Origin of the sequence: Streptomyces agglomeratus (assembly GCF_001746415.1) — a bacterium.
Classification (GTDB): domain Bacteria; phylum Actinomycetota; class Actinomycetes; order Streptomycetales; family Streptomycetaceae; genus Streptomyces; species Streptomyces agglomeratus.
In genome coordinates, this window is sequence record NZ_MEHJ01000001.1 from 6,874,297 (window position 1) to 6,894,620 (window position 20,324).

Here is a 20,324-nt window from a genome sequence, read left to right on the forward strand (position 1 = left end):
CTCCTTGCTTCTCTGCTACAGCTGGCCGACCGAGGTGACGCGCACGACGGCCCGCCCCTCCTCGTCGGAGGCGGCGAGGTCGACCTCCGCGCTGATACCCCAGTCATGGTCGCCGTTGGGGTCGGCGAACGCCTGGCGGACGCGCCACAGGCCGTGCTCGGCGTCCTCCTCGATCATCAGCAGCTTGGGACCGCGCGCGTCCGGACCGGTGCCCAGGTCCTCGTACTCGTCCCAGTACGCGTCCATGGCCTCGCCCCACTTGTCCTCGTCCCAGCCGGAATCGCCGTCCATCTCGCCCAGCTCCCGGACGTTGTCCAGGGCGGCCAGCTCGACCCGGCGGAACATGGCGTTGCGCACGAGCACCCGGAAGGCCCGCGCGTTGGCCGTGACCGGCTTGACCTGGTCGGCGCGCTCCTGGGCCTGCTCGGCGGTCTCCACCTCGGGGTTGGCGAGCTGCTCCCACTCGTCGAGGAGGCTGGAGTCGACCTGGCGCACCAGCTCGCCGAGCCAGGCGATGAGGTCCTCCAGGTCCTCGGACTTGATGTCGTCCGGGATGGTGTGTTCGAGCGCCTTGTACGCGCCCGCGAGGTAGCGCAGCACGATGCCTTCGGTGCGGGCGAGCTCGTAGTGCGAGGTGAACTCGGCGAAGGTCATGGCCCGCTCGTACATGTCACGGACCACGGACTTCGGGGACACCGGGTGGTCACCGACCCACGGGTGGCTCTTGCGGTAGACGTTGTACCCGTGCCACAGCAGCTCCTCCAGCGGCTTCGGGTAGCTGATCTCCTGGAGCCGCTCCATGCGCTCCTCGTACTCGACACGGTCCGCCTTCATCTGGCCGACCGCCTCGCCGCGCGCCTTGTTCTGCTGGGCGGCGAGGATCTGGCGCGGGTCGTCGAGGGTCGACTCGACGACGGACACCATGTCCAGCGCGTACGAGGGGGAGTCTGGGTCCAGCAGCTCGTATGCGGCGAGCGCGAACGTCGACAGCGGCTGGTTGAGCGCGAAGTCCTGCTGGAGATCGACGGTCAGCCGTACCGTACGGCCGTCGGCCTCCGGGGTCTCCAGCATCTCCACCACGCCGCCGTCGAGCAGCGAGCGGAAGATGGCGATCGCCCGGCGGATGTGCCGCAGCTGCGCCTTGCGCGGCTCGTGGTTGTCCTCCAGGAGGTGGCGCATGGCGGCGAAGGGGTTGCCGGGACGGGCGATGACCGACAGCAGCATGGTGTGGGTGACGCGGAAGCGGCTGTTCAACGGCTCGGGGTCGGAACCGATGAGTTTGTCGAAGGTCGTCTCGGACCAGGCGACGAAGCCCTCGGGAGCCTTCTTGCGGACCACCTTGCGGCGCTTCTTCGGGTCGTCGCCGGCCTTGGCGAGCGCCTTCTCGTTCTCGACGACGTGCTCGGGCGCCTGCGCCACCACCAGGCCCGCCGTGTCGAAGCCGGCCCGGCCCGCGCGGCCCGCGATCTGGTGGAACTCACGGGCGCGGAGCGTGCGCACGCGCGTGCCGTCGTACTTCGTGAGCGCCGTGAACAGCACCGTGCGGATGGGCACGTTGACACCGACGCCGAGCGTGTCCGTACCGCAGATGACCTTCAGGAGACCCGCCTGGGCCAGCTTCTCCACGAGCCGGCGGTACTTGGGCAGCATGCCCGCGTGGTGCACGCCGATGCCGTGCCGCACGAAGCGCGAGAGGTTCTTGCCGAATTTCGTGGTGAAGCGGAAGTTGCCGATCAGCTCCGCGATCTGGTCCTTCTCCTCGCGCGAGCACATGTTGATGCTCATCAGCGACTGCGCCCGTTCCACGGCCGCCGCCTGCGTGAAGTGCACGATGTAGACGGGCGCCTGCCTGGTCTCCAGCAGCTCCGTCAGCGTCTCCGTGATGGGCGTCAGGCGGTACTCGTACGACAGCGGGACCGGCCGGGTCGCGGAGCGCACGACGGACGTCGGGCGGCCGGTGCGCCTGGCCAGGTCCTTCTCGAACATCGCGACGTCGCCGAGCGTTGCCGACATGAGGACGAACTGCGCCTGCGGCAGTTCCAGCAGCGGGATCTGCCAGGCCCAGCCGCGGTCCGGCTCGGCGTAGAAGTGGAACTCGTCCATCACGACCTGGCCGATGTCGGCGTGCTTGCCGTCGCGCAGGGCGATGGAGGCGAGCACCTCCGCCGTGCACGCGATCACCGGGGCGTCGGCGTTGACGGACGCGTCGCCCGTCAGCATGCCGACGTTCTCCGTGCCGAAGAGCTTGCACAGGTCGAAGAACTTCTCCGAGACCAGCGCCTTGATCGGCGCGGTGTAGAAGGTGACCTTGTCCTGGGCGAGGGCGGCGAAGTGCGCGCCCGCCGCGACCAGGCTCTTGCCGGAGCCGGTGGGCGTGGACAGGATCACGTTCGCACCGGACACCACCTCGATCAGCGCCTCCTCCTGAGCGGGATAGAGACTGATGCCCTGGCCCTCGGCCCAAGAGGTGAAAGCCTCGAAGAGGGCATCGGGGTCGGCGGTCGGGGGCATCTGATCGATAAGGGTCACGCCCCCCATCTTGCCTGGCTTCCCCCCTGAACCGGGAACCGGTCGGCCGTACGAAGATCACGAGCGATACGCTGCCGTGTCAACGGGGCACACCACAAGAACAAATGGGGCGGGGACGACCATGATGGGACCGGCGCACTCACTGTCGGGGGCAGCGGCCTGGCTTGGCGTCGGGGCGGCGGCGGCCGCGGCCGGACATCCGATGCCCTGGCCGGTCCTCGCCGTCGGAGCCCTGATCTGCGCGGGCGCGGCGCTCGCTCCCGACCTCGACCACAAGTCCGCGACGATCTCGCGCGCCTTCGGGCCCGTGTCGCGCGGCATGTGCGAGATCGTCGACAAGCTGTCGTACGCCGTCTACAAGGCCACCAAGAAGCCCGCCGACCCGCGCAGGACCGGCGGCCACCGCACGCTCACCCACACCTGGCTGTGGGCGGTCATGATCGGCGGCGGTGCGTCGCTCGCGGCGTACACCGGCGGCCGCTGGGCGGTGCTCGTCCTTCTCTTCGTCCACCTGGTGCTGGCGGTGGAGGGCCTGCTGTGGCGGGCCGCCCGGGTGTCCAGTGACGTCCTGGTGTGGCTGCTCGGCGCGACGAGTGCGTGGATTCTCGCCGGCATACTGGATAAACCGGGCAACGGCGCCGACTGGCTGTTCACGGGTGACGGCCAGGAGTACCTGTGGCTCGGCCTGCCGATCGTCCTCGGCGCGCTGGTCCACGACATCGGGGACGCGCTCACGGTCTCCGGCTGCCCGATCCTGTGGCCCATCCCGGTCGGCCGCAAGCGCTGGTACCCGATCGGGCCGCCCAAGGCGCTGCGGTTCCGCGCGGGCAGCTGGGTGGAGCTGAAGGTGCTGATGCCGGCGTTCATGCTGCTCGGGGGAGTGGGCGGCGCGGCCGCGCTCAACTTCATCTGAGGCATACCGTTCGGGTGAATTCGGTGCGGGACCCGCTGCCCGGAGCATCAAGATCCAGTTCATGGGATCATGGAATCCCCAGAGATGACGCGTCGTCAGTTCACCGCACGTACAGGGGCGGTGGCCGCCGCCGCTGCCGTCACTACCGCCGCCGGGACGGGGCCGTCGGCCGCCGCACCCACCGCACCCACGGCCCCCCGGTCCACCGCCGACTGGCAGACCTGCCTCGCCGTCGCCCGCGCCCTGCTGGTGGTCGGTGAGGACAACAAGTCCCTGATCCCCGAGTACGAGAAGATCCTTCTCGGCGACGGGCTGCCGAAGGCCGCCGCCCCCAAGAAGGTGCTCGTCGTCGGCGCCGGCCCCTCCGGCATGGTCGCCGCGTCCCTGCTCAAGCGCGCGGGCCACCGCGTCACGATCGTCGAGGCCAACGGCAACCGCGCGGGCGGCCGCATCAAGACCTTCCGTACCGGCGGCCACGAGAACGCCGAGCAGCCGTTCGCCGACCCGAAGCAGTACGCCGAGGCGGGCGCCATGCGCATCCCCGGCAGCCACCCGCTGGTCATCGGACTCATCGACCACCTGGGGATCGAGCGGCGCCCCTTCCACTACATCGACGCCGGACCGGACGGCAAGGCGGCGTACCGCACCTGGATCCGCGTCAACGGGATCAGGACCCGGCGCGCCGACTACGCGAAGAACCCGCAGGCGATCAACCGCTCGTTCGGCGTTCCCCGGAAATACGCCGACGTCCCCGCGTCGGAGATCGTCCGGCAGGCCCTTGATCCGGTGCGCGACGAGTACAGCACCCGGCAGCCCGACGGCACCCGGGTCAACAAGCCGATGCCCGAGCTGGTCGAAGGCTGGGCCCGGATCATCCAGCGCTTCGGCGACTGGTCGATGTACCGCTTCCTCACCGAGCACGCCAAGCTCGACACCCGCACGATCGACCTCATCGGCACGCTGGAGAACATGACCTCCCGGCTCCCGCTGTCGTTCATGCACAGCTTCATGGGCGCCTCCCTGATCAGCCCGGGTACCAAGTTCTACGAGCTGACCGGCGGCACCGCGGTCCTCGCGGACGCGCTCCTCGACGACGTACGCGACGAGGTGCGCTTCGACCGGCGCGTCACACGCATCGAAACCCGCGAGGAAGGCGCGCCGGGGCCGCGCGTGGTGCTGCACACCGTTTCCGAGGGGCGCGGCGCCGAGGTGGTGCGCGAGCGGTTCTCCGGCGACACGGCCGTCGTCACCGTCCCCTTCTCCGGGCTGCGGCACGTGCAGGTCTCGCCGCAGCTCTCGTACGGCAAGCGCCGGGCCGTGAACGAGGTGCACTACGACAGCGCGACCAAGGTCCTGCTCGAATTCAGCCGCCGCTGGTGGGAGATGAGCGAAGAGGACTGGAAGCGCGAGCTGAACGCCCTGGAGCCCGGGCTGTACGACGCCTACCGCAAGGGACGGGTCCCGGACGACGGGCGGCTGCTCGGAGCCCACCCCTCCGTACCGTCCGGCTACCTCACCGACGCCCAGCGCACCCACTACGCGGCGCACTGCTGGGTCTCCCGCGACCAGCCGGAGGCGGCGGAGGTCGTCGGCGGCGGGTCGGTGACCGACAACCCCAACCGCTTCATGTTCAACCCGTCGCACCCCGTGCCGGGCAGCGACGGAGGCGTCGTACTCGCCTCGTACAGCTGGGCGGACGACGCGCGGCGCTGGGACTCCTACGACGACGAGGCCCGGTACGCGCTGGCGCTGCGCGGCATGCAGGAGGTGTACGGGCAGCGCCTGGAGGTGTTCTTCACGGGCTGCGGCCGCACCCAGAGCTGGCAGCGCGACCCGTACGCGTACGGGGAGGCGTCCGTACTCCTGCCCGGACAGCACACCGAGATCTTCGGGGACATGCGTACGCCGGAAGGCCCGCTGCACTTCGCCGGCTGTCACACCTCGCTCAAGCCCGCCTGGATCGAGGGCGCGCTGGAGTCCGCGGTCCGGGTGGCGCTGGAGGTCCACGGCGTCCGCTGACCGCGCCGTCGCGGCGGCCCCGGCCCCTGTGCGGGCCGGGGCCGCCGCACGCGAGGCGACCCGGTTCGCGAAGAGTTAACGTCGTTGTAAATTGCCGAGTTGCTGTCCGGCACCTCCTCCTGGACACAATGGCCCCGGGCATCCGACACAACGTCAGGGGGAGGGGGAGCGGTGCTGCGGATCACGGCGGCCGCCAAGGCGCTGCTGCTGGCGTTCTTCGCCCTGCTCTCCCTCACGGCCGCGACGGGCGAAGCCGCCGCGGCGCACGGAGCCACCGGTCCGGCCGCCGCCGCGGCGGAGCCCGGTACGGAGCCGCCGGTGGCCGCGCGGGGTTCCTGTTCGCCCCCGGACTCCGACACCGCCGCCCACCCGGGCCAGGTCCGCCGCGCGCAGCGGCCGCAGACGGGCCCCCGCAGACGGCCGTGCACGCGACCTGCGCCCTGCCCCCGCCCGCCGCGGAGCTCCCGCGCCGCTCCCTCACGAACGACGACGACGCGCCGTACTGCCACGCGCCGTCGAGATCCGGGGACCTCCCGGTCGCCCTCCAGGTCTTCCGCTGCTGACACGGCCGTACGGACCGATGCCCCGCACCCGCTGAGACGTGTGGGCCGGTTTCCTGTATTACGCACCGATACGTCATCACGGCACTGCAATCGCTCCTGGAGGCGATCCCCCCATGCAGACCTTCATCGACCATGCCCGCTCCCTGGGCGAACGCATAGCGGCGCAGGGCGAACGGCGCGAATGGTTCGGACGGCTGGCGGCAGGCCAGTCCCCGCAGGCGCTCTTCATCACCTGCTCCGATTCGCGCGTCGTCCCCTCCCTCATCACCGGCGCCCGCCCCGGCGAGCTGTTCGAGCTGCGTACGGCCGGGAACGCGGTGCCCGGGTACCGCACGGACCGGCCGAGCGGCGAGGCCGCGACGATCGAGTACGCGGTGAGCGTGCTCCGGGTTCCCGACATCGTGGTGTGCGGACACTCCCACTGCGGCGCCGTCGGCGCGCGGGTACGCGGCGAGGACCTCGGCGCCGTACCGGCGGTCGCGGGATGGCTGAACAGCCAGCTGCCGGACGACCTGGGCGGACTCCACGAGGACGCGGACACCGAAGTGGCCGCGGCCGCCCAGCGCAACGTCCGCGAACAGCTGGAGCGGCTGCGCGCCTACCCCTGCGTTGCGGAGCGGCTGGCCGCCGGACAACTGCGGCTGCACGGCTGGTTCTACGCCGTGGACACCGGACTGGTCCTGGCCCACGTGCCCGCCGCCGACGCCTTCCTCCCCCTGTGAGCGCCGGCTTGAACACCGTCACGAAGACCGTCAGGAAGCTCTTCCGGTCGCGCGGCCCCGGTGACCTCCGCGCCGACTTCACCGCCTCGCTCGTCGTCTTCCTGGTGGCGGTACCGCTGTGTGTGGGGGTGGCCGTCGCGTCAGGTGTGCCCGCCGAACTGGGCCTGGTCACGGGCATCGTGGGCGGGCTCGTCACCGGGCTGCTGCCCGGCAGCAGCCTTCAGGTCAGCGGCCCGGCGGCCGGCATGACGGTGCTCGTGTACGAGGCCGTGCGGGAGTACGGGATCGGCGCACTCGGCGCGATCGTCCTGGCGGCGGGGGTGCTGCAACTCGCGATGGGCGCGCTGCGGCTGGGGCGCTGGTTCCGGGCGATCTCGATCGCGGTGGTGCAGGGCATGCTCGCGGGCATCGGCCTGGTGCTCATCGCCGGCCAGTTGTACGCGCTGGCCGACACCGAGGCGCCCGCCGGCGGGCTCGCCAAAATCGGCGGCCTGCCCGGTCTCGCGGCCGGCACGTTCGGGTCGGGACCCGCGTCGGCCGCGCTCGGGATCGGCGTCGGCACGGTGGCGGTGCTGGTGCTGTGGCCGAGGATTCCGGCCGCCGCGCGTGTGCTGCCCGCCCCGCTCGCGGCGGTCGCCCTCGCGACCGCGGTGGCGGTGGTGTTCGACCCGCCGGTCGCCCGGGTCGAGGTGAGGGGGCTGCTCGACGCCGTACAGCCGCCGGGCGTCGCCGACCTGGGCCGGCTCGCCGAAGTCGGCCTGCTGGGCACGGTGATCGCCTTCACGCTGATCGCTTCGGCCGAAAGCCTGTTCAGCGCCGCCGCGGTGGACCGGCTGCACGACGGCCCGCGGACCGACTACGACAAGGAGCTCGTCGCCCAGGGCGCGGGCAACGCCGTGTGCGGGATGCTCGGCGCGCTGCCCATGACGGCGGTGATCGTACGCAGCTCCGCCAACTTGCAGGCTGGGGCGCGGACCAAGGCGTCCCGCGTACTGCACGGCGTGTGGCTGCTCCTCTTCGCCGCGGCCTTCCCGGCCGCGCTCGGAGTGATTCCGGTGGCGGCGCTGGCCGGTGTGCTGGTGCACGCGGGCTGGAAGCTGCTCCCGGTGAAGGAACTCGGCCCGTTGTGGCGGGAGCACCGGGGTGAGGCGGTGGTGCTGGGCGCCACGGCGCTCGCCATCGTGGTGACCAACATGTTCGAAGGGGTACTGATCGGCCTGCTGCTGGCGGTCGCGAAGACGGCCTGGGAGACCTCGCACGTCCATGTGGAGGTCGCGGGCGCCGACGAGACCGGCCGGGGGCCGGTGCGCGTGCGGGTGCTCGGCAACGCGACTTTCCTGCGGCTGCCGAAGCTCCTGGACGAACTGGAGGCGCTGCCGCGTGACCGGCCGATCGAACTCGACCTCACGGGCCTGCGGCACGTGGACCACGCGTGCGGCGCGGCGCTGACGGGCTGGGCGGAGCGCCACAACGAGGAGGGCGTGAAGCCCGTGCAAGTCGCGGCCTGACGGGTCGGCCGCCGTTTGCCAGGGCTGGCCGCCGGTCCCGGCGGCGCCCGCTCTGCGCGCGCCCGGTGGCGGGCCGCGCACGGCCGGGGTGCCGGCTCCTCGCCGTACCCTCCCTTTCGACAGCGGAGGGTACGGCGCGGGGCTCCGGTGTGAGAGCGCGCGGCGCGGTCAGCCGTGCCAGGAGCGCCAGAGCGCCGCGTACGCTCCGTCCGCCGCCACCAGTTCGTCGTGGCTGCCCAGTTCGGTGATCCTGCCCTCCTCGACCACCGCGATGACGTCCGCGTCGTGGGCGGTGTGCAGCCGGTGCGCGATCGCCACGACCGTACGGCCGTCGAGCACCCGCGCCAGCGACCGCTCCAGATGACGCGCCGCCCGGGGATCGAGCAGCGACGTCGCCTCGTCGAGCACCAGCGTGTGCGGGTCGGCGAGTACCAGACGGGCCAGCGCGATCTGCTGCGCCTGCGCGGGAGTGAGCGCGTGGCCGCCCGAGCCGACCTCGGTGTCCAGGGCGTCGTCCAGAGACCGCGCCCAGCCGTCCGCGTCGACCGCGCCCAGCGCCGCCCACAGTTCCGCGTCGTCCGCGCCCGTGCGGGCCAGCAGCAGATTGTCGCGCAGGGACCCCACGAAGACGTGGTGCTCCTGGTTGACCAGGGCCACGTGCGCGCGCACCCGCTCGGCCGGCATCCGCGACAACTCCGCGCCGCCCAGCGTCACCTCACCCGTACGCGGCGCGTAGATCCCGGCGAGCAGCCGTCCGAGCGTGGACTTGCCCGCACCCGAGGGACCGACCAGGGCCATCCGCGTCCCCGGGGCCACGTCGAGCGTCACCTCGTGCAGTACGTCGACCCCCGCCCGGTACCCGAAGTGCACCGCGTCGGCCCGCACCGCACGCCCGTCGGGCGCGGTCGCGCCGTCCCCGGCGTCCGGTTCGATCTCCCGTACGCCGACGAGCCGGGCCAGCGACACCTGCGCGACCTGGAGTTCGTCGTACCAGCGCAGGATGAGGTTGACCGGGTCCACCAGCATCTGCGCGAGCAGCGCGCCCGTGGTCAACTGGCCGACGTCGATCCAGCCCTCCAGGACGAAGACGCCGCCGATCAGCAGCACCGAGCACAGGATCGTCATGTGCGTGACGCTGATGACGGGGAAGAGCACCGACCGCAGCCAGAGCGTGTACCGCTCCCACGCGGTCCACTCCCTGATCCGCCGCTCCGACAGGGCCACCCGGTGCCCGCCGAGGCGGTGCGCCTCGATGGTCCGCCCGGCGTCCACCGTCTCGGCGAGCATCGCGGCGACCGCCGCGTAGCCGGCCGACTCCGAGCGGTACGCCGACGGCGCCCGCTTGAAGTACCAGCGGCACCCGACGACCAGCACCGGCACGGCCACCAGCACGGCCAGCGCCAGCGGCGGCGCGGTGACGGTCAGGCCGCCGATCAGCAGGCCCGCCCACACCACTCCGATGGCGAGCTGCGGCACGGCCTCGCGCATCGCGTTCGCCAGCCGGTCGATGTCGGTGGTGATGCGTGACAGCAGGTCGCCCGTGCCGGCCCGCTCCAGCACCCCCGGCGGCAGGCCGACCGACCGTACGAGGAAGTCCTCGCGCAGGTCGGCCAGCATCTCCTCGCCGAGCATCGCGGCCCGCAGCCGCATCTGGCCGGTGAAGAGCGTCTGGACGGCCAGAGCGAGCGCGAAGACCGCCGCCGTACGCTCCAGGTGGAGCTCGCGGGCCCCGTCCGCCAGGTTCTCGACGAGCGAGCCCAGGAGGTAGGGGCCGGCCATCGAGGCGACGACCGCCACCGCGTTGAAGGCCACGACCACGGCGAACGCCCCGCGGTGCCGCCTCATCAGCTCGCGCACGTAGGTCCGTACGGTCGCTGGACTGCCGACCGGCAGGGTTGTCGCCGACTCAGGTGCCGCCGGGTCGTACGCCGGTGGTGCCACGCCCATCATGCCGACTCCTCGATTTCCTCGCGTACCGGGACAGCCTTTTCCATGGCCCGCGTGACCCCGGATCGCGCGGCGTCCTCGGCGTCCGTCTCCCGGGTGACGACCGCGCGGTATCGCGGGTCGGTGTGCAGCAGTTCGCGGTGCGTGCCGACGGCTGCGACCTCGCCCTCGTGGACGAGCACCACCCGGTCCGCCTGGTCGAGCACCAGCGGCGACGAGGCGAAGACGACGGTCGTCCGCCCCGTACGCAGCCGCTTCACACCCGCCGCGACCCGCGCCTCGGTGTGCGAGTCGACGGCCGAGGTCGGCTCGTCCAGGACGAGCACCGGCGGGTCGGTCACCAGCGAGCGCGCCAGCGCGAGGCGCTGACGCTGGCCGCCGGACAGCGAACGCCCGCGCTCCGTGATCCGGGTGCGCATCGGGTCGTCCGTGCGGTCCGCCGATGCCTGGGCGAGGGCGGCCAGTACGTCCTCGCACTGCGCGGCGTCCAGCGCGTCCGCCGCCGCGACCATCCCCGAAGCCGGTACGTCGAGCAGCTCGGCCAGCGTGCCGGAGAGCAGCACCGGGTCCTTGTCCTGGACGAGGACGGCTTCCCGTGCGGTGATCAGCGGAAGGTCGTCGAGCGCCACTCCGCCGAGGAGCGCCGAGGGGGGCGCCTCAGCGGTACCGGCACCGGTGCCGGAGTCCGTATCGGCCTGCGGGCCGGCGTCCGACGTGGCGTGGCCGCCCAAGTGCTCCGCGAGCCGGCCCGCCAGGTCGGGGTCGCCGCAGACCACGGCGGTGAACCGGCCCGCGGGGGCGAGGAGCCCGCTGGCCGGGTCGTACAGATCGCCGGACGGGACCGCCGGGGCGGCCGAAGCCGTCGCGCCGTCCTCGCCCGTCGGGCCGTCCTCGCCCGTCGCGCCGTCGTCCTCGCCCGTCGCGTACGCCGTGCGCTCCAGCGACAGCACGCGTGCGGCCCGCTTGGCGGAGGGCCGCGAGAAGGAGTACGCCATGGCGATCTCCTCGAAGTGCCGCAGGGGGTAGAGCAGGAGCGTCACCGCGCTGTAGACGGTGACCAGTTCGCCGACCGTGATCCGTCCGTCGACGGTGAGCTTCGCGCCGTACAGCACGACCGCGATCAGGAGCAGGCCCGGCAGCAGGACCTGGATCGCCGAGATGAGCGCCCACATCCTGGCGCTGCGCACGGCCGCCCGGCGTACCTCCTGAGAGGCGCTGCGGTAGCGGCCGAGGAACAGCTCCTCGCCGCCGATGCCGCGCAACACACGCAGGCCCGCGACGGTGTCGGAGGCCAGCTCCGTGGCCTTGCCTGCCTTCTCGCGCTGGGCGTCGGCCCGCCGGGTCGCCTTCGGCAGCAACGGCAGGACGGCCAGGGCCAGTACGGGCACCCCGATCGCCACGACGATCCCGAGCGCGGGCTGGTAGACCAGCAGCCCCACGCACACGATCACCAGCGTCAGGGCGGCGGCGGCGAAGCGCGACAGCGCCTCGACGAACCAGCCGATCTTCTCGACGTCGCCGGTCGAGACCGCCACGACCTCGCCCGCCGCGACCCGGCGGGTCAGCGCCGAACCCAGCTCGGCGGTCCTGCGGGCCAGCAGCTGCTGCACCCGCGCGGCGGCGGTGATCCAGTTGGTGACGGCGGTCCTGTGCAGCATGGTGTCGCCGAGGGCGACAGCCACCCCCAGCAGGGCGATCAGCGCGCCGGCGAACGCCAGTCCACTGCCGGATCTGTCCACCACGGCCTGTACGGCGAGCCCCACGCCCAGCGGCAGACCGGCCACGCCGCACTGGTGGAGCAGGCCCCAGGAGAGCGACTTCAGCTGCCCGCCGAGCTGGTTGCGCCCGAGCCAGTAGAGGAATCGAGGTCCGGACCGGACGTCGGGGACGCCCGGATCGGGATACGGAAGATCGCGAATCTGCATGATGTCCCACGGCTCGGTGTACTGGCTGAAACCGTGCAAGGTTCGCGTTTTTCCCCCGGAAAGGGCAATTGATTTATGAGCGCCGGCGCACAGAACACGCCAAGATCGAACATCCCGCTCTGGCGCACCCGGCCGTCCCCGGCTTCACTCCTGACGCATGAGACGACCAAAAGTCATGTGCGCGCTCGCGGGTCTCGCCCTCGCCGCCGGATCGGTGTTCGGAGCCGGACCGGCGGGCGCGGCGACCGCGACAGGAGAGCCGCCGGCCGAGTTCGGTCAGGACTGGCACGATCCCGTCACCGCCGCGCCGCCCGTCGCGACCCCCGGCACCCGGTCCTGCCGAGTGACCGTCGCCGAGGCGCAGTTCCGCGACTTCACGCCGTACAGGGGCGGATACGCGCCCCCGAAGGGCTGCGGCGACCGCTGGAGCAAGGTGGTGCTCCGCCTCGAGGGCAAGGTCGCGGGACGGCAGTACGACCGCCTCGGTCACCTGCACATCGGCGGGGTCGAGGTGCTCCGCACCTCGACCCCGCAGCCCTCGCCGGAAGGCATCACCTGGTCCGTGGAGAAGGACGTCACGCGCTACAGCGACACACTGCGGCGCGAACAGCCCGTCGAGATGCTCATCGGCAATGTCGTCAACGAGACGTACACCGGTGTCATCGACGTCAGGGCGACCCTGACCTTCTACGCCGCCGGGGGTCCCACCGCGCCGGCGGCCACCGTCCCCGACCGTGTCCTCACTCTCGACGGCGGGAACTCCCTCACCACTCCGCGCAACTCCGAGCGCATCGTCGCCGAGGTGTACGCGACGGGCTCGGGCGGCGGCTGCGAGGAGTACTGGTACCTCTCCGTCCCCGAGGAGGCCCCGTATTCCTGCCGGACCCCGGACGGCCCCTACCGCGAGGTGCAGATCAAGGTCGACGGACAACTCGCGGGCATCGCCGCGCCGTTCCCCACGGTCTGGACGGGCGGCTGGTCCAACCCCTTCCTCTGGTACGTGATCCCCGGCCCGCGCGCCTTCGACGTCAAGCCCGTCCAGTACGACCTCACGCCGTTCGCCGGCAGGCTCAACGACGGCCGCCCGCACCGCGTGGAGGTCTCAGTTACCGGTGTCCCCGAGGGGCAGACCGGCTGGAGCACGCCCGTCAACGTGCTGGTGTGGCAGGACAAGGGCCGTGAGGTGGTCACCGGCGCGCTGACCCGGCACGACGACGGGACCCCGGTCAACTCACCGGTGTACACGGCGGGTTCCGAACACCGCCTCGACACGAGGGGTGGTCACCGGCTCACTTTCTCCGGCCATCTGAACACCTCTCACGGCCGCGTCGTCACGACCGTCGACCGTACGCTCGCCCACACGTCCGTCCACCGCTGGACCGACGGCGAGAATCTCGACGCGCTCAGAGGCACCTGGACGGACAACGAGACCGTCACCACCGACGGGCGCGGCCCGGCCACCGCCGTGCGCGCGCACCGCACGTACACGATGGACGGTACGACGACGCTCGGCGCCGGCGACCGGCTGCGTACGGTGCTCGCGCTCGGCGACCGCGCGTACACGGCCACGGAGCGGGGCGGGAAGCGGATGTCCTGGTCGCGTTCCGACGACGCGTACGAGGGAGACGCGACGTACACCGCGAACGTCCCGCGCGACCAGCGGCACGCGGTCGGCACGTCGAGCGAACGCTTCCGGCTCTCGGGGACGGCGGGCTGTTACGACCGGAGTCTGAGGACGGCGCAGGGGACGATTACTGAGGACCGGCTGCGCTGCTGATCCGCTGCCGGCCCTCCGGCGCTCCGCGCAAATTACCTTCAAGTATGTAGTGACTTCGCACGCCGACGGCAGTAGAACCTGTTTCCGTTCACCTTGAAGTGAGGAACATCACATGGGTGACATCGTCCAGCGTGACGCCGGTCCGAGAGGCGTCACGCGTCGTGGATTCATCGCTGGAACAGGTTCTCTTCTGAGCGCCGCCGCGCTGGCCGGTCACCCGGGCGTGGCCCGGGCGCAAGCCGCCCGGGCCGCCGTCCCGATCGCCACCGGGGCGCACGTCCCGGTCCTGGTGATCGGTACGGGGTACGGCGGCTCCGTCGCGGCGCTGCGCCTCGCCGAGGCGGGTGTCGACGTACAGATGATCGAGATGGGCATGTCCTGGGACACCCCCGGACCGGACGGAAGGATCTTCGCCAACACGACCAGGCCGGACTACCGCTCCTTCTGGCTCCGCACCAGGACCAAACAGCCCCTCAGCAACTTCCTCGGCTTCCCGCTCGACAAGGACATCCCCCGGCACACCGGGATCCTGGACGCCGAGGACTTCGCCGGCATCACGGTCTACCAGGGACGCGGGGTCGGCGGCGGCTCGCTCGTCAACGGCGGCATGGCCGTCACGCCGAGACGGGAGAACTTCGGCGGCGTCCTCCCGTCCGTGAACGCCGCCGAGATGTATGACGTCTACTACCCGCGCGCCAACGCCGGGCTCGGCGTCAGCCACGTCGACCCGGCCTGGTGGGAGAGCGCCGCCTGCTACCAGTACGCCAGGGTCGGGCGCAAGCACGCCCAGCGGTCCTGCTTTCCGTTCGTCTTCGTGCCCAACGTGTACGACTGGGACTACATGAAGCGGGAGGCGGACGGCTCCGTTCCCAAGTCGGCACTGGAGGGCGAGGTCCTCTACGGCAACAACTACGGCAAGAAAACGCTGCGCCAGACCTACCTCGCCCGGGCGGCGGCGACCGGCAGGGTCACCGTCTCGCCGCTGCACAAGGTCACTTCGGTCGCGCCGGCGGCCGGTGGCGGCTACACGGTCCTCATCGACCAGCTCGGCACCGGCGGCGAGACCACGGCCACCAAGAGCGTGACGGCGGACCGGGTGTTCTTCGCGGCGGGCAGCGTCGGAACCAGCAAGCTGCTGACCCGGCTGAAGGCGACCGGAGCGCTGCCCGGACTGAACCAGGAGATCGGCAAGGGCTGGGGCGACAACGGCAACGTCATGTGCGGGCGCGCCAACCACATGTGGGACGCGACCGGCAAACTCCAGGCGTCCATGCCCACCGCCGGCATCGACAACTGGGACGCCGGCGGCGCCTTCGCCGAGGTGGCGCCCCTGCCCACCGGGATCGAGACGTACGCCTCGTTCTACCTGTCCATCACCAAGAACCCGCACCGCGCGGAGTTCTCCTGGAACGCCGCGACGGGACGGGCCGACCTGAACTGGCAGACCGCCTGGAAGCAGCCGTCCATCGACGCCGCCAAGACGATCTTCGACAAAATCAACGCGAAGGAGGGGACGATCTACCGGACCGACCTCTTCGGCGCGTACAAGATCTGGGGCGACCACCTCACGTACCACCCGCTCGGCGGCGTGGTGCTCGACAGGGCCACCGACAACTACGGGCGGCTGCACGGCCATCGGGGCCTGTACGTCATCGACGGCTCGCTGATCCCGGGCAACGCCAGTGTCAACCCGTTCGTGACCATCACGGCGCTCGCCGAACGGAACATCGAAAGGATCATCGCTGCCGACCTGTAGCGATGCGCCGTGCCGGGGCCGGCCGGACCACCGAGCGGCCCCGGACCCACTGAACGGCTCCGGGACCCGCCGCCCCGCACCTCAGTGCCCGGGCAGCACGCACGCGGTGTCGAGCCCCAGCACATGGTTGAGCCGGCCGAACGCCAGCCAGGAACCGATGCTCATGCTCAGCTCGACGATCTCCAACTGGCTGTAGCGCGCTGTCATCCGTGTCCAGAACTCCTCGTCCAGGCCGTGGTGGTCCAGCGCGTACCGCTCGGCGTACTCGGCGGCCAGTCGGGTGCGCTCGTCGAACGCGTCGGTCGTGCGCCACCGTGTCACCGCCTCGGCGAACCCCTCCTCGACCTTCTGCCCGTCGCGTTCGGTCCGCCAGTCGAGGCAGAACACGCAGCCGTTGATCTGCGCGATCCGCAGCCGCGCGGCCTCGAACTCGCGCAGCCCCAGGGTCGTATGGGCGTACACCGCCATCGAGAAGTCCGCCGCGGCGGTCCCGATGCCGGGGACCATCTCGCCCCACACGTACGCGATGGCGTCCTTGCCCTCGGGTATGTCGATGTTCATCGCCGGCTCCTTCCGAGCTTGCCCACGGCGGGGCGCAGGGGTACGTCGAGCGCGTCGTAGAGTCCGGGCTTCGCGTCGACGAGCCAGTCGATGGCGCCGACCAGGCGGCCGACCGCGGTGGCGTTGCCGCCCGCCGACCGGTTCTCGTCCTCGTCGGTGGCCTCGACCGTGACCTCGATGCGCGGGCGCCCTTCGATGATCACCCGGTGTGCTCCGGCTCCGTCCGGCGGTGCCGGCCAGTCGGGGGCGCAGGACGGGTGGATGCGGGTGACGTGCTCGATGACGATGCGGGGCTCGCCCGCGACGATGCCCTGCACCTCGAACCGCACCGCGCCCTGCGTGCCGGCCTCGAACTCGCCCATGGTTCTCGTGGTCACCGTGGTGTCGAGCGCGCGCCGGTCCAGGGTCTCGCGGATCTCGTCGAGTTCTGCGCCGAGAGCCCTGGCCATCAGCCGTATCTGCCCGCCCCACACCATGGTCGGGACCGTCGGGGCGAGCATCAGCGGCTCGTAGTCCATCGGGTGTCCCATTCCGATCAGGTGGCGCACCGATTCGGGCTGGTCGTAGGTGGAGTAGTCGAAGATCTCCTGGCAGCGGATCACGTCCACGGTGCTGCCGAGTCCGCTGATCAGCAGCGGCAGTACGTCGTTGCCCCAGCCGGGGTCGACCCCCGAGACGAACAGCGAACCGCCGCCTTCCGCGACCGCCGCCAGGACGGGCTCGCGCAGCTCCGGTGGGGCACCGTGCCGGTCGTACAGCGCGTACAGCGAAGGGGTGACCACCACGGCGCCGGACCGGATCGCCCGGACGATGTCCGCGAGGGCCTCGTCGGGGCGGACGTCACCGGAGGCCGCGTACACCACGGCCCGGGGGCCGGCGGCCAGTACCGCCTCGATGTCGTCGCTCGCCGCGACCCCCAGAGCGCGGTCGAGGCCGCCGAGGTCGCCCGCGTCGCGGCCCACCTTGGCGGGGTTGTGCACGAGAACGGCCGCGAGGCCGAGCGCCGGATGGGCGTCGACGGCGCGGACGGCCGCACGGCCGACGTTGCCGGTGCCCCAGACCACCGTGGGAATCATGCGGCGGAGGGTAGCGCGAGGACCTCACGGTTCCCAGAGACGCGACGTCGGTCAAATGTCCTTCTTCGAAAGTGATGTGACGATATGTCAGGTGTGGGGGCGGGTCACGCGCTCCAGTTCCAGCAGTACGGAGCGGTAGCCGCGGCCGGTCGCGCGCTCCATGCCGACCTCGCACATCCGGTTCGCGCTGAGATACAGGTCGTACTCCCGCGCCCGGACCTCCGCGCCCTCGCGCGCCGTGGCCGACTCCGTCAGCTCCTTGTGCAGCAGCCCGCGGTCGCCCGCGAACGCGCAGCAGCGCACGTCGTCGGGTACGACGACTTCCCACGCGCACGCCTCGGCGACCGTGCGCAACCGCTCCTCGTCGCCCAGGTGCCGCATGGAACACGTGGGGTGGAGAACGGCGGAATCGGCCCTGCGCAGCACCGGGAGCCGGGGCAGCAGCTCGTCGGCGGCCCAGACGACCGAATCGACGACGGTCAGCTCCGCGTGCAACTCCCGGTTGGCGTCGGTGAGATACGGCACGACCTCGCGGGCGAGGCCGAGCGTGCAGGAGGACGCGTCGACGACCAGCGGCAGTGTGCCGCCCGCCGTCCAGCCCCAGGCGGCCTCGACGACGCGGTTCGCCATGACGGAGTTGCCCGCCGCGTACCCCTTCGAGTGCCAGATCGTCGCGCAGCACGTGCCGGCGACGTCGTCCGGGATCCACACCGGCCTTCCGGCGCGCCGCGACACGGCGACCACGGCCTGCGGGAGCGACGGCCCCCAGTGGCCCCGCGGCTCACCGAAGACGCGGTTCACGCACGCCGGGTAGTAGACGGCGTGCGCGCCGGTGCGCGGGGTGCGGGGGAGGGGCCGGGCCGCGGCGCCGGGGAGCTGCGGCAGCCACTCCGGGACCAGGCCGGGGCGTACGGCCCTGCGGGCGAGGTTGGTGACCGACCCGGCGAGCCGGTCACCGGCCCGGTCCGCGGCGGCGACCGCGAGGCGCGCGGCGGCCTCGACCGCCCCGAAGTGCCGGGCGGCCAGCGCCGCGATCCGTTCCTCGCGCGGCGAGTGGCGGCGGTGCCTGAAGTCCCTCATCAGCGCGCCTGTGTCGATACCGACGGGACACGCGAGCGCGCAGGTCGAATCACCGGCGCAGGTGTCCACCGCGTCGTACCCGTACGCGTCGAGCAACGCGTCCTGGACCGGCGAGCCCGGCGGCTGGCGGGTCATTTCCCGGCGCAGCACGATGCGCTGGCGCGGAGTGGTCGTCAGATCGGTGCTGGGGCAGGTCGGTTCGCAGAATCCGCACTCGATGCATGGATCGGCGACCGGCTCGACGCCGGGGATGGTCTTGAGGCCGCGCAGATGCGCTGTCGGATCGCGGTCCAGCACGATGCGCGGGGCCAGCACTCCGCCCGGGTCGAGGAGCCGCTTCGTACGCCACATCAGTTCCGTCGCCTTCGGACCCCACTCCAGTTCCAGAAAGGGCGCGATGTTGCGTCCGGTGGCGTGCTCCGCCTTCAGCGAACCGTCGAAGCGGCCGGTGGTCAGCCGGCAGAAGTCGTCCATGAAGGCGGCGTAGCGCGCCACGTCGGCCGGGTCGGCGGCGTCGAAGGCCAGCAGGAAGTGCAGATTGCCGTGCGCCGCGTGACCCGCCACGGCCGCGTCGAACCCGTGCCGGCTCTGGAGGCGCAGCAGCGCCTCGCACGCCTCGGCCAGCCGTGACGGCGGTACGGCGAAATCCTCGGTGATCAGGGTCGTGCCGGCGGGGCGGGAGCCGCCGACGGCCGTGACGAACGCCTTGCGGGCCTTCCAGTAGCCGCCGATCGTCCTCGCGTCCCGGGTGAACGTGTTGGTCACCGAGGGGACCGGGGCGACGAGTTCGAGCCCGGCCAGCACCTCGGCCGCCGCTCGTTCGTACGCGTCGAGAGCTGCCGCGCCGGGCGCCCGGAACTCCACCAGCAGCGCCGTCGTCCCCACGGGCAGCCGCGCCCAGTCCGCCGGTACCCCTTCGACGCTCACCGAGGCGCGCAGCGTGTTGCCGTCCATCAGCTCGACGGCGAGCGCACCCGCGTCGTTGAAACGGGGGACGGCGGCGGCCGCGGCGGACAGTGTGGGGAAGAAGAGCAGAGCGGTGGAGAGCGCGCGGTCCAGCGGCAGCGTGTCGAAGACGACCTCGGAGATGAAGCCGAGGGTGCCCTCGGAGCCGACCATCAGGCCGCGCAGGATCTCCACGGGAGTCGCCCCGTCGAGGTAGGCGTCGAGCCGGTAGCCGTTGGTGTTCTTGATCTCGTACTTCGCGCGGATACGGGCCGTGAGTTCCGCGTCCGCCTCGATCTCCGCCTTGATCGCCATCAGCCTGGCGCACAGGTCCGGCTCCGCGCGCGCCAGTTCCCCGTCGGCCGCCGGGTCCGCCGTGTCGACGACCGTGCCGCCCGGCAGGACGAAGGTGAGGGAGGCGACGGTGCGGTAGGAGTTGCGGGCGGTGCCCGCCGTCATGCCGGAGGCGTTGTTGGCGACGACGCCGCCGACCGTGCAGGCGATGGCGCTCGCCGGGTCGGGGCCGAGAACGCGGCCGTGGCGCGCGAGGGCGGCGTTGGCCCGTACCACCGTGGTGCCCGGGCGGACCCTGGCGCGCGCGCCGCCGTCGAGGACTTCGACGCCCGCCCAGTGACGGCGTACGTCGACGAGGATGTCCTCGCCCTGCGCCTGGCCGTTGAGCGAGGTGCCCGCCGCCCGGAAGACGACCTCGCGGCCTCGGGTGTGGGCGTACGAGAGCACCGCCGAGATGTCGTCGATGTCCTCGGCGACCACGACCACCCGGGGAACGAAGCGGTACGGGCTGGCGTCCGACGCGTACCGCACGAGGTCGGAGACCTTCCATAGCACCTTGCCCGCGCCGAGCAGATCGGTCAGTTCGCGGCGCAGCGGCTCGGGCGTGCCGCCGGCCAGGGTGTCCGGCACCCGGTCGGGCGCCGGACACCTCGGGGCGGCGGGCCGCAGCGATCCGGGTTCGGGCTCCAGCAGCGGCATGCGGGTCGGT

At 71.8% G+C, this 20,324-nt stretch carries 12 protein-coding genes; 6 read left to right on the forward strand and 6 right to left on the reverse strand.

Annotated features, from left to right (window positions below; all coding sequences use genetic code 11):
* Window positions 1–15: 15 nt before the first annotated feature.
* Window positions 16–2,529: a DEAD/DEAH box helicase gene (locus AS594_RS30060; protein WP_069930878.1), complete on the reverse strand. Its 2,514-nt coding sequence runs from the start codon at window positions 2,527–2,529 to the stop codon at window positions 16–18.
* A gap of 121 nt (window positions 2,530–2,650) precedes the next feature.
* On the opposite strand from AS594_RS30060, the gene AS594_RS30065 reads away from it, so the two are divergent.
* The 4 genes from AS594_RS30065 to AS594_RS30080 all read left to right on the forward strand — a co-directional run bounded on the left by AS594_RS30065 (window position 2,651) and on the right by AS594_RS30080 (window position 8,254).
* A complete protein-coding gene (locus AS594_RS30065) occupies window positions 2,651–3,442 on the forward strand; it encodes a metal-dependent hydrolase (protein WP_069935513.1) in 792 nt (263 codons plus the stop codon).
* Between the two features lie 84 nt (window positions 3,443–3,526).
* On the forward strand, window positions 3,527–5,461 hold the full coding sequence (locus tag AS594_RS30070) for a flavin monoamine oxidase family protein (RefSeq protein WP_240509106.1): 1,935 nt from the start codon (window positions 3,527–3,529) through the stop codon (window positions 5,459–5,461).
* Between the two features lie 676 nt (window positions 5,462–6,137).
* Window positions 6,138–6,746 carry a carbonic anhydrase gene (locus tag AS594_RS30075; RefSeq protein WP_069929954.1) on the forward strand — a complete coding sequence of 203 codons (609 nt, stop codon included), beginning with the start codon at window positions 6,138–6,140 and terminating at the stop codon, window positions 6,744–6,746.
* A gap of 8 nt (window positions 6,747–6,754) precedes the next feature.
* On the forward strand, window positions 6,755–8,254 hold the full coding sequence (locus AS594_RS30080) for a SulP family inorganic anion transporter (protein WP_069929955.1): 1,500 nt from the start codon (window positions 6,755–6,757) through the stop codon (window positions 8,252–8,254).
* A gap of 168 nt (window positions 8,255–8,422) precedes the next feature.
* Here AS594_RS30080 and AS594_RS30085 read toward each other — a convergent pair whose 3' ends face one another.
* Entirely contained in the window at window positions 8,423–10,204 is a 1,782-nt protein-coding gene (locus AS594_RS30085) for an ABC transporter ATP-binding protein (protein ID WP_069935515.1), read from the reverse strand.
* Window positions 10,201–12,126: an ABC transporter transmembrane domain-containing protein gene (locus tag AS594_RS30090; protein WP_069933783.1), complete on the reverse strand. Its 1,926-nt coding sequence runs from the start codon at window positions 12,124–12,126 to the stop codon at window positions 10,201–10,203. The genes AS594_RS30085 and AS594_RS30090 overlap by 4 nt, the downstream gene beginning before the upstream one ends.
* Window positions 12,127–12,283: 157 nt before the next feature.
* Between AS594_RS30090 and AS594_RS30095 the strand changes: the two genes are divergently transcribed.
* A complete protein-coding gene (locus AS594_RS30095) occupies window positions 12,284–13,903 on the forward strand; it encodes a peptide-N4-asparagine amidase (RefSeq protein ID WP_069929957.1) in 1,620 nt (539 codons plus the stop codon).
* Between the two features lie 112 nt (window positions 13,904–14,015).
* Window positions 14,016–15,659, forward strand: a complete 1,644-nt coding sequence (locus AS594_RS30100) for a GMC oxidoreductase (protein ID WP_069935516.1) — start codon at window positions 14,016–14,018, stop codon at window positions 15,657–15,659.
* An 81-nt stretch (window positions 15,660–15,740) separates the two neighbouring features.
* Here the strand turns inward: AS594_RS30100 and AS594_RS30105 are convergent, their stop codons facing one another.
* The 3 genes from AS594_RS30105 to AS594_RS30115 form a co-directional block, all read right to left on the reverse strand.
* Window positions 15,741–16,220 carry a carboxymuconolactone decarboxylase family protein gene (locus AS594_RS30105; protein ID WP_069935517.1) on the reverse strand — a complete coding sequence of 160 codons (480 nt, stop codon included), beginning with the start codon at window positions 16,218–16,220 and terminating at the stop codon, window positions 15,741–15,743.
* Window positions 16,217–17,296, reverse strand: a complete 1,080-nt coding sequence (locus AS594_RS30110) for an NAD(P)H-dependent amine dehydrogenase family protein (protein ID WP_069929960.1) — start codon at window positions 17,294–17,296, stop codon at window positions 16,217–16,219. Before AS594_RS30110 ends, AS594_RS30105 begins: the two co-directional genes overlap by 4 nt.
* Before the next feature lie 87 nt (window positions 17,297–17,383).
* Window positions 17,384–20,314 (reverse strand): FAD-binding and (Fe-S)-binding domain-containing protein, encoded by a 2,931-nt coding sequence (locus tag AS594_RS30115; RefSeq protein ID WP_069932092.1) that lies wholly within the window; start codon window positions 20,312–20,314, stop codon window positions 17,384–17,386.
* Between the last annotated feature and the right edge of the window lie 10 nt (window positions 20,315–20,324).